Origin of the sequence: Luteimonas sp. 3794 (assembly GCF_031456825.1) — a bacterium.
In the GTDB taxonomy this organism is placed as follows: Bacteria; Pseudomonadota; Gammaproteobacteria; order Xanthomonadales; family Xanthomonadaceae; genus Luteimonas.
Genome location: NZ_JAVDVJ010000010.1, coordinates 39,752 through 55,427, shown reverse-complemented (window position 1 = coordinate 55,427; position 15,676 = coordinate 39,752). Strand labels below are relative to the sequence as shown.

Genomic DNA, 15,676 nt, shown 5'->3' with positions numbered 1-15,676 from the left:
GCGTTATTCGAAGCTGCCGATCGAATCGTGCGAGAGGTTGTCGAAGCGCGTGTACTCGCCGAAGAACTTGAGCTTCACCGAGCCCGTCGGACCACTTCGCTGCTTGCCGATGATGATCTCGGCCAGGCCTTTGTCCGGCGAGGTTTCCTTGTTGTAGTAATCGTCGCGGTAGATGAAGACGATGATATCGGCGTCTTGCTCGATTGCCCCGGATTCGCGCAGGTCGGCCATTACCGGGCGCTTGTCGGCGCGCGTTTCCAGCGAGCGGTTGAGCTGCGAGAGCGCCATCACCGGCACGTTGAGCTCCTTGGCCAGCCCCTTGAGCGATCGCGAGATCTCCGAGATCTCGGTCGCGCGGTTCTCGCTGTTGCCCGGCACCGACATCAGCTGCAGGTAGTCGATGACGATCAGGCCCAGATCGTGCTCGCGCTTCAGGCGCCGGCACTTCGCACGCAGCACGTCGGGACCGAGGCCCGGCGTGTCGTCGATGAAGATCTTGGTCTCCTTGAGCATCCGTATGGCGCTGCTGACGCGGCTCCAGTCCTCGTCCTCGAGCGCACCGGTGCGCAGGCGCGTGGCATTGATGCGGCCATTGGAGGAAATCAGGCGCAGCGCGAGCTGGCTGGCCGACATTTCCATCGAGAACACGCCGACCGCCTTCTTGGTCTTGATCGCCGCGTACTCGGCGATGTTCAGCGCGAACGTCGTCTTGCCCATCGCCGGACGCGCGGCGAGGATGATCAGATCGGTCGGCTGCAGGCCGGCGGTCATCTCGTCGAATTCGGTGTAGCCGGTCGGCAGGCCGGTGACGCCGCCACCATTGGTGTAGCGGGTCTGCAGCACGTCGAAGGCGTCGGCCATCGCCTTGTTGATGGCGGTGAAGTCGGTGCGCCCCTGCGCGCCGGCCTCGGCGATCTTGAACACCTGCTGCTCGGCCTTGGCGAGGATCTCGCTGCTGTCGCGACCGTCGGGCTGGAAACCGTCGTTGACGATCTCGGTGCCCACTTCGATCAGCTGCCGCAGGACCGCCTTGTCGCGCACGATCTCCGCGTACGCACGGATGTTGGCCGCCGACGGCGTGGTGCTGGCGAGTTCGCCGAGATACGCGCCGCCCGCGACGAGCTCCGACAGGCCGTTGGACTCGAACCACTCGCCCAGCGTGACCGCATCGAAGGGCTTGCTCTTCTCGGACAGCTCCTGGATCGCGGCGTAGATCTTCTGGTGATCGCGGCGATAGAAGTCCTCCGGTACCAGCAGGTCCGCGATGCGGTCCAGCGCGTCGGGCACCAGCATCAGGCCGCCGAGGACCGCCTGCTCGGCCTCGACCGACTGCGGCGGCACGCGCAGCTGCTCGACGCGTGGATCGCTGCGTTCGTGGCGATCACGATCGCGATCGCGATCGTTGTTGCGGAAGTCGTTGCGTGCGGCCATGGGTCTCGGATTCGAAGAACGGAATGCTGCAACTGGATGCTAGGACGTGCGCCTGTGGACACGCGACCCCACAACCTGTGGATAAGATTTTCGGATCGCCTGCGCGACAGGTTTGCCGATGGCGATCTCGCTGGCTGCAAACTGGGGTCCTGGCTCACACCCATCAAGGAGCAAGCCTCCACCCCACCCGCCGCGCGTCGCGCGTCGACCCCGAATCACGTCCGGGGCAGGCTCTTTCCCGGAGGACGAGGTGTCCGTCCTGTGCTGCACGGAACGAAGGAGAGCTCACTCGAAGTGCCGCGGTCGCGCAGAGCGCGCCAGGGATCGCACGCGCCCCACTCAGGGCAGCAGCCCCTGATCAAGGAAAAGCGACTGCGGGACGGCAGGCCGCTGCACGCTTCCGAAGTCGACAGCGGCGCCAAAGCCCAAACAAAAACGGGCGCCTCGCGGCGCCCGTTTCAGGACAACCTGATCCGATGGATCAGGCGACCTCACCTTCGATGACGACCTTGACGGTGGTCTCGGCGTCGGCGTGCAGGTGCACCACGACCTCGAACTCGCCGGTGTTGCGGAACGCGCCTTCACCCAGCACGACTTCCGACTTGTTGACCGGCGTGACCGCCTTGGTCAGCGCGTTGGCGATTTCGCGCGGGCCGACCGAGCCATACAGCTTGCCTTCGGTCGACGCGTTGGCGTAGATCGTGACGCTGGCGCCTTCGAGCTTGGTCAGGCGCTGCTGCGCCTCGTCGAGCTGCGACTGGGCCTTGGCCTCGTACTCGGCGCGGCGCGCTTCGAACTCGGCGATGCTCTTGGTGGTGGCCGGCACGGCCTTGCCCTGCGGCACCAGGAAGTTGCGGCCGTAGCCCGGCTTCACGTTGACCTTGTCGCCAAGGTTGCCGAGGTTGGTGACCTTCTGCAGAAGAATCAGTTGCATGGTGTTGCTCCGTATCCGTTAGCGGCGCCGGGGCGCCGCAACGAGTGCTGTCCGAATCGGACGAGAACGCGTAAAGCCCGACGGGCTCAGACGTTGTGGTTGTCGGTGTACGGGATCAGCGCGAGGAAACGCGCGCGCTTGACGGCCGTGGCCAGCTGGCGCTGGTAACGCGACTTCGTTCCGGTGATGCGGCTCGGGACGATCTTGCCGTTCTCGGTGAGGTTCTGGCGCAGGGTGTTGAGATCCTTGTAATCGATCTCCTTGACACCTTCGGCGGTGAACTTGCAGAACTTGCGGCGGCGGAAGAATTTGGACATGTGCGTGATCCTCAGGCGGCTTCGGCGGAGTTGTCGGACTTGTCGGCATCAGCATCTGCATCGCTGCCGCCAACCGAATCACCCTCGTCGTCACGACGACGACGCTCGCTACGCTCGGGCTTGTCGCCCTTCTCGTCCTTGTTCTTCATGATCAGGGACTGCTCGGTGTCCGCCTCGTCGCGGCGCACCACCAGGTGACGCAGCACGGCGTCGTTGAAGCGGAACGCTTCGACGAGCTCATCGAGGACGGCCTGGCCGACTTCGATGTTGACCATCACATAGTGGGCCTTGACCAGGTTGTTGATCGGGTACGCCAGCTGGCGGCGGCCCCAGTCTTCCAGACGGTGGATCTTGCCTTCGGCACCTTCGATCAGCGCCTTGTAGCGCTCGATCATCGCGGGCACCTGCTCGCTCTGGTCCGGATGGACCAGGAACACGACTTCGTAATGACGCATGTTGGTTTCCTTTCGGATATCGACCGCGCTTTCGCAGCGGCCTGGATAGCCCCCCGTCGCAGCGACGCCGCATGGTGGGGCAAGGGTCTCCCGGGGACAGACGCCGCAGGGAGCCGGGCATTGTCACAGAAGCTGTGCGCACGGGCAAGCCGGGCAGGACTGCGACACCCGACCTACGTCCGCGCTGCGACATTCGGTCGCAGTCTCACGGACCCGCGCGACATGATGAAATGCACGTGCCGGGGTGCAGGCCTCCCTTCCCCGCCCGGTCGCCCCGCACATTGATCAGAGACGTGCGCCGCCGTGCGGCGCCGAGGATTATTCCCCGTGCAAGCACTCCGCCTCCGCATCACGCACGCCCCCCGCGGGGAGACGTGCATGCGCGGAAAGCGGCAGCGCGGGTCAGCGCACCGTTTCGAGCGTGCGGCTGAAGGCCAGCGCGCCCAGCGTCACCAACGCGCCGGACAGCAGGTAATAACCGACGTACTCGAGGCCGAACTTGCTGCACAAGCCCAACGCGACCAGCGGCGCGAAGCCGGCACCGACCAGCCACGCGATATCGGACGTCACCGCAGCGCCGGTGTAGCGGTAGATGCTCTCGAAGCGCGAGGCGATGGCGTTGCTCGCCTGGCCCAGCGACAGGCCCAGCAGTGCAAAGCCGACGATCACGTAGGTAGTGCGGCCGCCGGTGGTGTCACTGCCCAGCAGCGGCGCGGCGAAGAAGCTGAAGATACCGATCAGCACCGCTGCGATTCCCAGCTGTCCGCGACGGCCCACGCGATCGGCGAGGACGCCCGACAGCATGATGCCCAGGCCGCCGACCACCGAGCCCAGGAACAGGCTGCCGAGGAAATCGGCGGCGTCGTGGTCGGTGTAGAGCGTGGTCCAGCTCAGCGGGAAGATCGTCACCAGATGGAACATCGCGTAGGTGGCCAAAGGGATCAGCGCGCCGACGAAGACCTGACGGGGATGGGTGCGGATGGTTTCGATCACGCGCCGCGGCTGCAGCTCCTTTTCGTCGAACAGACGCTTGAACTCCGGCGTGACCACCAGACGCAGGCGCGCGAACAGGGCGACGACGTTGAGCGCCAGCGCGACGAAGAACGGGAAGCGCCACCCCCAGGCCATGAAGTCTTCCTGGCTGAGCGCGCGCGTGAACACGTAGAACATGCCGCAGGCGAGCATGAAGCCGATCGCCGCGCCGAGCTGCGGCACCATTGCGTACCAGCCGCGGCGGTTGGCCGGCGCACTAAGCGACAGCAGCGACGGCAAGCCGTCCCAGGCGCCACCCCAACCCAGCCCCTGGCCGAAGCGGAACACCGCCAGCAGGACCGGCGCCAGCATGCCGACCTGCGCGTAGCTGGGCAGGAAGGCGATGGCCATCGTGGAACCGCACAGCAGGAACAGCGCGCCGATCAGCTTGGCCGCGCGGCTGAAGTTGCGGTCGACCGCCATGAAGATGATCGAGCCGATCGGCCGGGCGATGAAGGCCAGCGAGAACACCGCGAACGATTTGAGCGTCGCCTGCACCGGATCGCTGTCGGGAAAGAAGAGATACGGAAATACCAGCACCGCGGCGATGCCATAGACGAAGAAGTCGAAGAACTCCGACGTCCGCCCCATGACCACCGGAAACGCGATCTTTCCTGGCGAGATATCCAGGCCATCGGATTCCGGTGCGTCGTCGAGGCCGGTGGTGGCCTGCTGTGCGGGTTCACTCATCTGCGCGCTCTCTCCGGTCGTTACAAAGGTTCGTTATGGGGGATAATGCACCGCATTGTGACCCCGAAACGGGCCCACCAGGCAAGGTGCGCAGCAGCAAGGTCCAGTGCCATCGCCACACCCCCACGCTAACGGCCGCGCCGTAGCGTCTCCGTCAAGTCGCTTTCCTCTCTCGTTGTCGTCGATCCCCCAATGAAATCCATTCTCCGAGTCTCCGCGCTGCTGCTGGCAGCCATGCTGCTGTCGAGCTGCGACTGGGTCGTGATGTCGCCGGCCGGCGATATCGCCGTCCAGCAGCGCGACCTGATCGTGCTGTCCACGGTCCTGATGCTGCTGATCATCGTGCCGGTGATCTTCCTGACGTTCTTCTTCGCCTGGAAATACCGGGAGTCGAACAAGGGCGCGGAATACGCACCCGAGTGGCACCACTCCACCCGTCTGGAGCTGGTGATCTGGTCGGCGCCGCTGGCGATCATCCTCGTGCTCGGCACGGTGACCTGGATCGCGACGCACAAGCTCGATCCGTATCGCCCGCTCGACCGCATCGACGCGAACACGCCGCTCGCCGAAGGTGTCGAGCCGCTGGTTGTCGAAGTGGTCGCGATCGACTGGAAGTGGCTGTTCTTCTATCCCGAACAGGGCATCGCGACGATCAACGAACTCGCCGCGCCAGTGAACACGCCGATCCAGTTCAAGCTCACGTCCTCGTCGATCATGAACTCGTTCTTCGTACCGGCGCTTGCGGGCCAGATCTACGCCATGCCCGGCATGCAGACCCAGCTCAACGCCGTCATCAACAAGGAAGGCGTCTACAAGGGCTTCTCCGGCAACTTCAGCGGTGACGGCTTCTCGCACATGCACTTCAACTTCCACGGCCTGAGCCAGGACGGCTTCGATGCGTGGGTGGAGAAGGCGCGCGCCGAAGGCGTGGCGCTGGGCCGCGAGGAATACCTGGTGCTCGAGCGTCCGTCGGAACGCGAGCCGGTGCGGTATTTCAACGATGTCGACCCGGCGCTGTACGAGGCGATCCTCAACATGTGCGTCGCGCCCGGTTCGATGTGCGTGCACGAGATGGCGCATATCGACCGCAGCGGCGGCGGTGGCGTGGACAGCCAGGACAACTACGCGCGCCTGCGCTACGACAACCGTCATGCAGATGACCCGTCCGTAGCGCCTGCAGCGACGTTCCCCGAGGCGGGCCGCGAGGCACGTGGCGACGAGCCGCAGGGCCACCAGCCGCGCGCCGTGTCGTCGGAAGAAGAGACACCGGTCCCGACGCCGACCAACGAGGACGACGACGAAGGCATCAAGCCGATCCCGCCGGGCCAGGCGCCGCAGCAGGAAGGCGCACCCGGCAAGCCGGACAACGACGGCGCGCCCCCGGCTCGCTGATCGTTCGCCCCGCACAAACGCTATCCAGTACCAGGCAGGAACCCCATGTCCGCACCCCAGGACCAGCTCAACTCACCGTGGATCGGGCGACTCTCGCTCGATGCACTGCCGTTTCTCCATGACCCCGTCGTCGGCGTCACCTTCGTCGGCGTCGTGCTGGGCGGTATCGCCCTGCTCTTCCTGCTGACCAAGTACCGCCTCTGGGGGTATCTGTGGAAGGAATGGTTCACCAGCATCGACCACAAGAAAATCGGCATCATGTATTGCATCCTCGCAATCGTGATGCTGCTGCGCGGGTTCTCCGACGCGGTGCTGATGCGCGCGCACCAGGCGATGGCGGCGAGCGGCAGCGAGGGCTTCCTGCCACCGCACCACTACGATCAGATCTTCACCGCGCACGGCGTGATCATGATCTTCTTCGTGGCCATGCCGCTGGTGACGGGCCTGATGAACTACGTGGTGCCGCTGCAGATCGGCGCGCGTGACGTCTCGTTCCCGTTCCTCAACAACTTCAGCTTCTGGATGACCACCGCAGGCGCGGTGCTGATCATGATCTCGCTGTTCGTCGGCGAGTTCGCGCGCACCGGCTGGCTGGCGTATCCCCCGCTGTCGGGCGCCGATTACAGTCCGGGCACGGGCATGGACTACTACCTGTGGGGTCTACAGGTGGCGGGTGTGGGCACCACGCTGTCGGGCATCAACCTGATCGTGACCATCGTCAAGATGCGCGCGCCGGGCATGAAGCTCATGCGCATGCCGATCTTCACCTGGACCTCGCTCTGCACCAACATCCTGATCGTCGCCTCGTTCCCGATCCTCACGGCGACCCTGGCGCTGCTGACGATGGACCGTTACGTGGGCACGAACTTCTTCACGAACGATCTCGGCGGCAATCCGATGATGTACGTGAACCTGATCTGGATCTGGGGTCACCCGGAAGTCTATATCCTGATCCTGCCGGCCTTCGGCATCTTCTCCGAGGTCGTCGCGACCTACTGCGGCAAGCGTCTGTTCGGCTACACGTCGATGGTCTACGCGACCGCGGTGATCACGATCCTGTCGTACCTGGTGTGGCTGCACCACTTCTTCACCATGGGATCGGGCGCGAGCGTCAACGCGTTCTTCGGCATCACGACGATGATCATCTCGATCCCGACGGGCGCGAAGATCTTCAATTGGCTCTTCACGATGTACAAGGGCCGCATCCGCTTCGACGTGCCGATGCTGTGGACGGTCGGTTTCATGTTCACCTTCGTCATCGGTGGCATGACCGGCGTGCTGCTGGCGGTGCCTCCGGCGGACTTCGTGCTGCACAACAGCCTGTTCTTGGTCGCGCACTTCCATAACGTCATCATTGGCGGCGTGGTCTTCGGCCTGTTCGCCGGCATGGTGTACTGGTTCCCGAAGGCCTTCGGCTTCAAGCTCGACGAGTTCTGGGGCAAGGTCTCGTTCTGGTGCTGGCTGGTCGGCTTCTGGCTCGCGTTCACCCCGCTCTACATCATGGGTCTGATGGGCATCACCCGTCGTCTGAGCCAGTTCGAAGACACCTCGCTGTCGCTGTTCTTCATCGTTGCGGCGGTCGGCGCGGCGCTGGTGGGCGCGGGCATCCTGGCCTTCATCATGTCGATCGTGGTCGCGGTGAAGAACCGCAAGCAGCTGGCCGACACCACCGGCGACCCATGGAACGGCCGCACCCTCGAGTGGGCAACCTCCTCGCCGCCGCCGAGCTACAACTTCGCGTTCACCCCGATCATCCACGAGATCGATGCGTGGCATGACATGAAGAAGCACGGCTACCAGCGTCCGACGACCGGCTTCGTGCCGATCCACATGCCCAAGAACACCGGCGCGGGCGTGGTGCTGTCGGCGATCAGCGTGGCGCTCGCCTTCGGGCTCGTGTGGCACATCTGGTGGTTGGCGGGCGTCTCGTTCGTCGGGCTGATCGTCGCGGCGATCTGGCACACCTTCAACTACGACCGCGAGTTCTACATCCCGGCCCAGGAAGTCCAGAACACCGAGGACCAACGGACGCGTGAACTCGCGCAGCAGGCGCTCTGAACATGGCACACACGATTCGAACCCAGAGCGGCACCACCGAACGCGTCTACCACGTGATCGAGGATCCGCACGCCCACGACGACGGGCACGAGCACCATCCCGAAACCGGCACCAACCTCGGTTTCTGGATGTACCTGATGAGCGATTGCCTCATCTTCGCGATCTTGTTCGCGGTGCATGCCGTGCTCGGCCGCAACTACGCGGCCGGCCCGTCACCCGCCGACCTGTTCGACCTGAAGCTGATTCTGGTCGCGACGTTCATGCTGCTGTTCTCGTCGATCACCTACGGGTTCGCGATGCTGAACTCGTACCGGAACAACGTGCGCGGCACGATCGTGTGGCTGCTGATCACAGGTCTGTTCGGACTGGCGTTTCTGTGCATCGAGCTCTATGAGTTCCATCACCTGGCGCATCTGGGTGCGACGCCGCAGCGCAGCGCATTCCTGTCATCGTTCTTCACCCTGGTCGGCACGCACGGCCTGCACGTGACGTTCGGCCTGATCTGGCTGGTGACGCTGGTCGTGCAGCTGAAGAAGCACGGCCTCAATGCCGCCAACAACCGTCGCCTGATGTGCCTGTCGATGTTCTGGCACTTCCTCGATGTGATCTGGATCGGCGTGTTCTCGTATGTGTATCTGATGGGAGTCGTGGGATGAGCACCAACACAAACACCCCGGCGCAGCACCACCCCGCCCACGAGTCGGCGCACGACGCCCACGGCCACGGCAGCATGCGCGACTACGTGATCGGCTTCGTGCTGTCGGTCATCCTCACCTTGATCCCGTTCTGGCTGGTCATGGGTGAAGTGCTGGAAAGCCGCGTCTGGACGGTCGCGCTGATCATGCTCTTCGGCGCCGTGCAGATCGTCGTGCACATGGTCTACTTCCTGCACATGAACCGGAAATCGGAAGGCGGCTGGATCCTGATGTCGCTGCTGTTCACCGGCATCATCATCGTCATCGCGCTGGTGGGTTCGCTGTGGGTCATGCACCACCTCGAGGCCAACATGATGCCGATGTCGCCCGAACAGATGCGCGTCGCGCCCTGACGCGCAGGCTGTCGTGAGCGAGGCACCCCGCGCTACTGCACGCCCGGTCATCCGCTGGGCGTTGCTGGTGTTCCTGATCGCCGCCAGCGTGGGCTTCATTGCCCTCGGTGTGTGGCAGGTGGAACGCCTGCAGTGGAAGCGCGACCTGATCGCACGCGTCGATGCACGCGTGCACGCGACGCCGGCCGAGTTGCCGGCGTCATCGTTCCGGTCGGCGCTCGATCCCGCCGAGGACGAATATCGCCGCGTCACCGTTACCGGCCGCCTGCTGCATACGCAGGAAGTCGCGGTGTACGCGACGACCGAACGCGGCCCCGGTTACTGGATCATGACGCCGCTGGTAACCGGCGACGGCACGGTCTGGATCAACCGCGGCTACGTCGACAACGCGCATCGCGCGCGTGAGACCCGCGCACGGCATGACGAGTCGGAGACGGTTAGCATCACCGGCCTGCTCCGCCTGCCCGAGCAGCACGGCGTGTTCCTGCGGGCCAATGTGCCGGAGGAAGACCGCTGGTACACGCGCGCACCTGCCGAGTTTTCCGCCGCGCGTGATGTCGATGGCGCGGCCGCCCCGTTCTTCATCGACGCCCAGGACCGCATCGACACCGGCAACTGGCCCGTGCCCGGCCTGACGATGGTGCAGTTCCGCAACAACCACCTCAGCTATGCGCTGACCTGGTTCGGCATGGCGTTGCTCGGCTTGCTGGCGACGGTGTTCGTGCTGCGGAGCGAGTTCCGGCGGAAGCGATAGGGCTTCGGGTTTTCTGGGGATGCGGCTTCGCGCGATTCTGCATCTTTGCGATCGGCGGCCCTCACCCCAACCCCTCTCCCGGAGGGAGAGGGGTTCAGATTCACGCGGCGGGCGCTTTTTGGTGTGCCGATTTGCACGCAGATGCAGCGCTGCTCGAACCGTGCGGGAGACTTAACGCTTGAGCCCCTCTCCCCCTGGGAGAGGGGTTGGGGTGAGGGCGGCAGGTAGACGCGAACACTCCGTCCAACACTTTCGAACCGATAGACGAACGCAACCGCGAAACGCAAGCACCGCCCTACTCCGCCAAAGCGTCGCAGGCAGCCCGCTCTTATCCCAAAAGAAAAAAGCGGACACGTATCCGCCTCAGCGTCACCCGGCTACTTCGTCGGATCCGTGGTGAAACTCTCGCCACACCCGCACGCCGCGGCGGCATTCGGATTGCGGAACACGAATTCCTGGTTCAGGCCCTTCTGCGCGAAGTCGATCTCGGTGCCGTCGACGATCGGCTGGCTCTGCGCGTCGACGTAGATGCGCACACCTTCGTATTCGCTGATTGCATCGCCCGGCTGTTCTTCGCGGGCGATGTCGACGACGTAGCCCCAGCCCGAGCATCCGGTCTTGGTGACACCGAAGCGCAGCCCGAGCGCGCCGGGGCTGGCCGCCAGGAAGCGGCGGGCACGTTCGAGGGCGGCAGGGGCAAGTGCGATGGACATGAGGCGAGTGTACTCCCGTGGACCCGAACGCCCGCTGGCGGACAGAGCCGCCGGGGCGCAGTCCGGCTCCGGTAGACTGTGCAGCCGCGTGTTATCGGACCGGATTTCCAGGATTCAAGGCATGACCACGATCAGCGTCCAACAGGCCCTTGCCGGGCACATTCCAGAAGGCGGCGAAGTCACCGTCCGTGGCTGGGTCCGCACCCGCCGTGACTCCAAGGCCGGGCTGAGCTTCGTCAGCGTCAGCGACGGTTCGTGCTTCGCGCCGATCCAGGTCGTCGCGCCGGACACGCTCGGCAACTACGAATCCGAAGTGAAGCGCCTGACCGCGGGCTGCTCGGTCATCGCCACCGGCACGCTGGTGAAATCGCAGGGTCAGGGCCAGAGCTTCGAGATCCAGGCTGCTTCGCTGGAGGTCGTCGGCTGGGTCGAGGATCCGGAAACCTATCCCATCCAGCCCAAGGCGCACTCGCTGGAATTCCTGCGCGAGGTCGCGCATCTGCGCCCGCGTACGAACCTGTTCGGCGCCGTCACGCGCATCCGCCACTGCCTGGCGCAGGCGGCGCACCGCTACTTCCACGAGAACGGCTACTACTGGATCAATACGCCGATTGTGACCACGTCCGACGCCGAAGGCGCGGGCCAGATGTTCCGCATCTCGACGCTGGATCTGGCGAACCTGCCGATGCGCGAGGGCAAGGTCGACTTCAGCCGCGACTTCTTCGGCAAGGAAGCGTTCCTGACCGTGTCCGGCCAGCTCAACGTCGAGGCCTACTGTCTGGCGATGAGCAAGGTCTACACCTTCGGCCCGACCTTCCGCGCCGAGAACAGCCACACCACGCGCCACCTGGCCGAGTTCTGGATGATCGAGCCGGAGATCGCGTTCGCCGATCTCGCCGAGAACGCGCGCATCTCCGAAGAGTTCCTCAAGTACCTGTTCCGCGCGGTGCTCGACGAGCGCGCCGACGACATGGCCTTCATTGCCGAGCGCGTGCAGAAGGACGCGATCACGCGCCTGGAAGCCTTCGTCAATGCGCCGTTCGAGCGCATCGAATACACCGACGCGGTGGAGCTGCTGCGCAAGTCCGGGCACAAGTTCGAGTTCCCGGTCGAATGGGGCCTGGACCTGCAGACCGAGCACGAGCGCTGGCTGACCGAGCAGCACGTCGGCCGCCCGGTCGTGGTGACCAACTATCCCGAGCACATCAAGGCGTTCTACATGCGCCTCAACGACGACGGCAAAACCGTCGCGGCGATGGATGTGCTGGCACCGGGCATCGGCGAGATCATCGGCGGCGCGCAGCGCGAGGAGCGTCTCGACGTTCTCGACGCGCGCATGGACCAGTTCGGCCTCGATCGCGAGCACTACAGCTGGTACCGCGATTTCCGCAAGTACGGCACCGTGCCGCACGCCGGCTTCGGTCTGGGCTTCGAACGCCTGATCGTCTACATCTGCGGCCTGTCCAACATCCGCGACGCGATTCCGTATCCGCGTGCGCCGGGGCAGGCGGAGTACTGAGGATTCTGGAGACGGAAATGGGGATTCGTAGAAGCAGCGCATCGCCCGGCCCGCGCATTTGCCTCTTGCGCGGGCGAAGCACGTGCTCGCGAACCGCGAACCCCGGTGTTCAACGGACGCACGTCCGATTTCGTCGGATCCCGTCGTTCGAATGACCCTCTTTCTCGCCCTGTGTTTCTTCGGTGTCGCGATCGGCGGGTTCACCGCATTCGTGATCTTCTGGCCCTTGTCGCTGGTGCATCTGCGCGACCGCCACCCGGCGGTGCGCGCCCGCTTCAGTGAGAACGCGTTCGTGCAGCCGGCAGCGCTCCGCTGGCTGCTGGGCGGTGGCTACTACGAAGTGCCCGACCGGCAGTTCACGGGCCTGGCGACGCCGGCCCGCATTTCGTTGATGGTGATCCTCGGTGCGCTCACGGCTTCGGCCGTGCTGTGGCTGTGGTCGATCGCCCCCTGACCCGGAGTTCCGTTTTATGACCCACGACCAGTGGTGGCTCGCGTCCATCGGCCGCACCGTGATCTGGGCGCGCCTGCGCGTGCTCGATGCCGGCGTTGCCGAAGTGCTCGACAGCGACGGCAACACCCTCGTCTACGACAGCGAGGACACTGCGCGCGGCATGCTGCTCGACGCCGAGTTCGTCGAATGGGACGGCCTCGATCCCGATGACGCGCTCGAGCGTGGCTTCGCGATCGACGAGATCGCACCACCGCAGGCCGACGACGATGCCCAGCTGCGGGAGCGCATGGTGCAGTCGCTCGGCAAGCGCGCCTGAGCCGTCCTGACACGCCGCAGACGATGTACACGCCTCGCGCGTTCGCCGTTGACGACCTGCAATCGCTGGACGCGCTGTTCGCGCGCGATGCCTTCGTCACGCTGGTGACGACGGCGGCCGACAGCGCGCCGCTCGCCAGCCCGTTGCCGGTGCTGTACCGGCGCGACGGCGACACGTTGCGCATCGAAGGCCACTGGGCGCGACCGAACCCGCAGGCCGCGCACGACGGTCCGGCGCTGATGATCGCGCACGGGCCGCACGCCTACGTGTCGCCGGGCTGGTATCCGGACAAGATCGAAGCCGCGCGCGTGCCGACCTGGAACTACGCCACCGCACACCTGCGCGGCCGGCTGGAGCGCTTCGACGATGAAGTTGCGCTGGCCGGTCTGGTCGCGCGCATCAGCGACGAGTTCGAAGCGCGCGTTGGCGGCGACTGGCGATTTGACATCGACGACGATCGCCAGCGTCGGCAACTGCGCGGCATCGTCGGCTTCCGCTTCCACGTCGATGCGGTCGAAATCACGCACAAGCTCAGCCAGAACCACCCGGCCGCCAACCGCAGTGCGGTCGCCGAGGCGCTGTCTGCCGGCGACACGCACGCACGCGAGATCGCCGCGATGATGCGTGCGATCGAACCCTGATTCCGCTTCGGAGCCCCGCATGGACCTCGATCTCACCGGCCGTCACGCCCTCGTCTGCGGCGCCTCCGAAGGCATCGGCCGCGCCACCGCGCTCGAACTCGCGCAGCTCGGCGCCAGCGTGACCGTACTCGCGCGCCGCATGGATGCACTGCAGGCAGTGGTCGACGCACTGCCCAAGTCTCAGGGACAGACCCATCACGCACTGGCCGTGGATATGGACGACACGGACGGCTTGCGCGAGGCGATCACCACGCATGTGGCCGCGCATCCGGTGCAGATCCTGGTCAACAACACCGGCGGCCCGGCAGGCGGTACGGCGCACGAGGCCGCGCTCGATGCATTCGAAGCCGCGTTCCGTCGCCATTTGATCGGCGGGCAGGTACTGGTGCAGGCGGTGCTGCCCGCGATGCGCGCCGCGCACTGGGGCCGCATCGTCAATGTCGTCTCGACCTCGGTGCGCGAACCCATCGCCGGGCTGGGCGTGTCGAACACGGTACGCGGCGCGGTCGCCAGCTGGGCCAAGACGCTGTCGCGCGAACTCGCGCCCGACGGCATCACCGTCAACAACGTCCTGCCGGGCTACACCCGCACCAGCCGGATCGACCAGGTGGTCGCCGACCGCGTCCGCCGCACCGGGCAGGACGAGGACGCGGTGCTGGCCTCGATGCGCGCGAGTGTGCCCGCAGGACGCTTCGCGGAGCCGTCCGAGACCGCAGGCGTCATCGTGTTTCTGTGTGCGCCGGCAGCGGCCTACGTCACCGGCGTCAGCCTGCCGGTCGATGGCGGGCGAATGGCCTCGATCTGAGCGGCGCACCGCTTCGCGCGCGATCGACTCCGCCGAAAACTCGCGCAAGACCTGTTGAGCGCTGCTGCTCATGGAGATCTGGTGGCAAGGAAATCCTGCGCATCTCGTGCGCTCGAAGCGCAGGAAGCGATGTCGTCATGAGGGCTGCCCTGCACCGGCCACGCGCACTACAAGGCTTTTGATTCAACGACCGTCTACGTCACCGCCCGGTCAGCACGCCAATGTCACGACGCCGCGACACGTCCATTGCTTCGATGCGGCGATGCCAGAAGGCCCCGAAACCCACGCCCTCGCCGATCGTCTGTCGATGTTGCTCGTCGACGAGACACTGAGCCATGTGCATTTCATCGACCCGGCGCTGCAGCAGCGCCGCGGCCTGCTCGAAGGCCAGCGTGTGCTCGCGGTCGAGGCGCGCGGCAAGGCGCTGCTGACGGCGGTCGCAGGCGGCTGGACGCTGTACGCGCACAGTCACCTGTTCGGGTTCTGGCGCTTCGTCGACGATCAAGACGCCCTGCCCGACGGCGCGCCGCCGCGGCTGGTGCTGGCGACCGTGCGCGGCGTGGCGGCGCTGTACGCCGCGCCGTCGATTTCGCTGTGGCGCACCGATGCACTCGGCGCGCAGCCCTACCTCGCCAAACTCGGGCCGGACGTGCTCGATGCCGCAGTCGATGGCAGGGCGCTGCTCGCACACATGCGCACGCCGCGTTTCGCCCGGCGCACGCTGGCCGTGCTGCTGCTCGACCAGGGCTTCGCGGCCGGCATGGGCAACTATCTGCGCTCGGAAGTGCTGTTCCAGGCGAAGCTCTCGCCGCACCGGTTGCTCGCAGATCTCGCAACCGGCGAGCGCCGCCGCCTGGCGAATGCGCTGCTCGACGTGCCGCGGCGCGCGTATCGCGCCAAGCACGACGACGCGTTGCCGCCGGGCAAGGACTATCTCGCCAGGACCCGCGCGCAGTTCGGCTTCGAGGTGTTCGAGCGCAAGGGCGATCCCTGCCCGCGCGGTGATGGGCGCATCGTCGAGGACCGTCTGGCCGGCCGACGGCTGTACTGGTGTCCAGGCTGTCAGCAGTGAGCACGCGCCGGTAGGAACGCGCTGGCGCGCGCATGGCCTTCCCGA

Annotated in this window: 17 protein-coding genes; 11 read left to right on the top strand and 6 right to left on the bottom strand. The window is 65.6% G+C overall.

All coding sequences use genetic code 11. The features are described 5' to 3' along the window. Nucleotides 1-3: 3 nt before the first annotated feature. The 5 genes from J2X52_RS13300 to J2X52_RS13280 form a co-directional block, all read right to left on the bottom strand. Nucleotides 4-1,431: a replicative DNA helicase gene (locus J2X52_RS13300; RefSeq protein WP_310154190.1), complete on the bottom strand. Its 1,428-nt coding sequence runs from the start codon at nucleotides 1,429-1,431 to the stop codon at nucleotides 4-6. A gap of 481 nt (nucleotides 1,432-1,912) precedes the next feature. Then, nucleotides 1,913-2,365 carry a 50S ribosomal protein L9 gene (gene rplI, locus J2X52_RS13295; protein WP_310154188.1) on the bottom strand — a complete coding sequence of 151 codons (453 nt, stop codon included), beginning with the start codon at nucleotides 2,363-2,365 and terminating at the stop codon, nucleotides 1,913-1,915. Between the two features lie 86 nt (nucleotides 2,366-2,451). Next, nucleotides 2,452-2,682 (bottom strand): 30S ribosomal protein S18, encoded by a 231-nt coding sequence (gene rpsR, locus J2X52_RS13290; protein WP_096208774.1) that lies wholly within the window; start codon nucleotides 2,680-2,682, stop codon nucleotides 2,452-2,454. A gap of 11 nt (nucleotides 2,683-2,693) precedes the next feature. After that, nucleotides 2,694-3,137: a 30S ribosomal protein S6 gene (gene rpsF, locus J2X52_RS13285; RefSeq protein WP_310154181.1), complete on the bottom strand. Its 444-nt coding sequence runs from the start codon at nucleotides 3,135-3,137 to the stop codon at nucleotides 2,694-2,696. A gap of 402 nt (nucleotides 3,138-3,539) precedes the next feature. Beyond that, nucleotides 3,540-4,859, bottom strand: coding sequence for an MFS transporter (locus tag J2X52_RS13280; protein ID WP_310154179.1), 1,320 nt, complete (start codon nucleotides 4,857-4,859; stop codon nucleotides 3,540-3,542). Between the two features lie 192 nt (nucleotides 4,860-5,051). Here J2X52_RS13280 and cyoA point away from each other — a divergent pair, with 192 nt between their 5' ends. The 5 genes from cyoA to J2X52_RS13255 are packed head-to-tail and all read left to right on the top strand — an operon-like array spanning nucleotide 5,052 to nucleotide 10,111. Continuing rightward, nucleotides 5,052-6,251 (top strand): ubiquinol oxidase subunit II, encoded by a 1,200-nt coding sequence (gene cyoA / locus J2X52_RS13275; protein WP_310154177.1) that lies wholly within the window; start codon nucleotides 5,052-5,054, stop codon nucleotides 6,249-6,251. 45 nt (nucleotides 6,252-6,296) lie between these two features. Continuing rightward, nucleotides 6,297-8,309, top strand: a complete 2,013-nt coding sequence (gene cyoB / locus J2X52_RS13270) for a cytochrome o ubiquinol oxidase subunit I (RefSeq protein WP_310154175.1) — start codon at nucleotides 6,297-6,299, stop codon at nucleotides 8,307-8,309. Nucleotides 8,310-8,311: 2 nt separating this feature from the next. Continuing rightward, nucleotides 8,312-8,965 carry a cytochrome o ubiquinol oxidase subunit III gene (gene cyoC, locus J2X52_RS13265; protein ID WP_310154173.1) on the top strand — a complete coding sequence of 218 codons (654 nt, stop codon included), beginning with the start codon at nucleotides 8,312-8,314 and terminating at the stop codon, nucleotides 8,963-8,965. Continuing rightward, on the top strand, nucleotides 8,962-9,357 hold the full coding sequence (cyoD, locus tag J2X52_RS13260) for a cytochrome o ubiquinol oxidase subunit IV (protein ID WP_310154172.1): 396 nt from the start codon (nucleotides 8,962-8,964) through the stop codon (nucleotides 9,355-9,357). Before cyoC ends, cyoD begins: the two co-directional genes overlap by 4 nt. Before the next feature lie 13 nt (nucleotides 9,358-9,370). Continuing rightward, nucleotides 9,371-10,111 (top strand): SURF1 family protein, encoded by a 741-nt coding sequence (locus J2X52_RS13255; RefSeq protein WP_310154170.1) that lies wholly within the window; start codon nucleotides 9,371-9,373, stop codon nucleotides 10,109-10,111. A gap of 377 nt (nucleotides 10,112-10,488) precedes the next feature. Here J2X52_RS13255 and J2X52_RS13250 read toward each other — a convergent pair whose 3' ends face one another. After that, nucleotides 10,489-10,824 (bottom strand): iron-sulfur cluster assembly accessory protein, encoded by a 336-nt coding sequence (locus J2X52_RS13250; RefSeq protein ID WP_310154168.1) that lies wholly within the window; start codon nucleotides 10,822-10,824, stop codon nucleotides 10,489-10,491. Nucleotides 10,825-10,945: 121 nt separating this feature from the next. On the opposite strand from J2X52_RS13250, the gene asnS reads away from it, so the two are divergent. From asnS to J2X52_RS13220, 6 genes are all read left to right on the top strand, one after another. After that, the gene (gene asnS / locus J2X52_RS13245; RefSeq protein WP_310154166.1) at nucleotides 10,946-12,343 is read left to right on the top strand and encodes an asparagine--tRNA ligase; all 1,398 of its coding nucleotides are present in this window, start codon (nucleotides 10,946-10,948) and stop codon (nucleotides 12,341-12,343) included. Between the two features lie 151 nt (nucleotides 12,344-12,494). Then, the gene (locus J2X52_RS13240; RefSeq protein ID WP_310154164.1) at nucleotides 12,495-12,797 is read left to right on the top strand and encodes a hypothetical protein; all 303 of its coding nucleotides are present in this window, start codon (nucleotides 12,495-12,497) and stop codon (nucleotides 12,795-12,797) included. A gap of 16 nt (nucleotides 12,798-12,813) precedes the next feature. Further along, on the top strand, nucleotides 12,814-13,113 hold the full coding sequence (locus tag J2X52_RS13235; protein WP_310154163.1) for a hypothetical protein: 300 nt from the start codon (nucleotides 12,814-12,816) through the stop codon (nucleotides 13,111-13,113). 23 nt (nucleotides 13,114-13,136) lie between these two features. After that, complete coding sequence (locus J2X52_RS13230; RefSeq protein WP_310154161.1) at nucleotides 13,137-13,754, top strand: FMN-binding negative transcriptional regulator; 618 nt, start codon at nucleotides 13,137-13,139, stop codon at nucleotides 13,752-13,754. A gap of 19 nt (nucleotides 13,755-13,773) precedes the next feature. Then, complete coding sequence (locus J2X52_RS13225; RefSeq protein WP_310154159.1) at nucleotides 13,774-14,559, top strand: SDR family NAD(P)-dependent oxidoreductase; 786 nt, start codon at nucleotides 13,774-13,776, stop codon at nucleotides 14,557-14,559. Nucleotides 14,560-14,821: 262 nt separating this feature from the next. After that, nucleotides 14,822-15,631 (top strand): DNA-formamidopyrimidine glycosylase family protein, encoded by an 810-nt coding sequence (locus tag J2X52_RS13220; RefSeq protein ID WP_310154157.1) that lies wholly within the window; start codon nucleotides 14,822-14,824, stop codon nucleotides 15,629-15,631. Nucleotides 15,632-15,676: the final 45 nt, after the last annotated feature.

Coding starts and splice junctions, on each gene's coding strand:
- J2X52_RS13235 (WP_310154163.1), top strand. CDS start 12,814: ATGACCCACGACCAGTGGTGGCTCGCGTCCATCGGCCGCACCGTGATC.
- rpsR (WP_096208774.1), bottom strand. CDS start 2,682: ATGTCCAAATTCTTCCGCCGCCGCAAGTTCTGCAAGTTCACCGCCGAA.
- rplI (WP_310154188.1), bottom strand. CDS start 2,365: ATGCAACTGATTCTTCTGCAGAAGGTCACCAACCTCGGCAACCTTGGC.
- J2X52_RS13280 (WP_310154179.1), bottom strand. CDS start 4,859: ATGAGTGAACCCGCACAGCAGGCCACCACCGGCCTCGACGACGCACCG.
- J2X52_RS13240 (WP_310154164.1), top strand. CDS start 12,495: ATGACCCTCTTTCTCGCCCTGTGTTTCTTCGGTGTCGCGATCGGCGGG.
- cyoB (WP_310154175.1), top strand. CDS start 6,297: ATGTCCGCACCCCAGGACCAGCTCAACTCACCGTGGATCGGGCGACTC.
- J2X52_RS13300 (WP_310154190.1), bottom strand. CDS start 1,431: ATGGCCGCACGCAACGACTTCCGCAACAACGATCGCGATCGCGATCGT.
- J2X52_RS13250 (WP_310154168.1), bottom strand. CDS start 10,824: ATGTCCATCGCACTTGCCCCTGCCGCCCTCGAACGTGCCCGCCGCTTC.
- asnS (WP_310154166.1), top strand. CDS start 10,946: ATGACCACGATCAGCGTCCAACAGGCCCTTGCCGGGCACATTCCAGAA.
- J2X52_RS13225 (WP_310154159.1), top strand. CDS start 13,774: ATGGACCTCGATCTCACCGGCCGTCACGCCCTCGTCTGCGGCGCCTCC.
- J2X52_RS13220 (WP_310154157.1), top strand. CDS start 14,822: ATGCCAGAAGGCCCCGAAACCCACGCCCTCGCCGATCGTCTGTCGATG.
- cyoD (WP_310154172.1), top strand. CDS start 8,962: ATGAGCACCAACACAAACACCCCGGCGCAGCACCACCCCGCCCACGAG.
- cyoC (WP_310154173.1), top strand. CDS start 8,312: ATGGCACACACGATTCGAACCCAGAGCGGCACCACCGAACGCGTCTAC.
- rpsF (WP_310154181.1), bottom strand. CDS start 3,137: ATGCGTCATTACGAAGTCGTGTTCCTGGTCCATCCGGACCAGAGCGAG.
- cyoA (WP_310154177.1), top strand. CDS start 5,052: ATGAAATCCATTCTCCGAGTCTCCGCGCTGCTGCTGGCAGCCATGCTG.
- J2X52_RS13230 (WP_310154161.1), top strand. CDS start 13,137: ATGTACACGCCTCGCGCGTTCGCCGTTGACGACCTGCAATCGCTGGAC.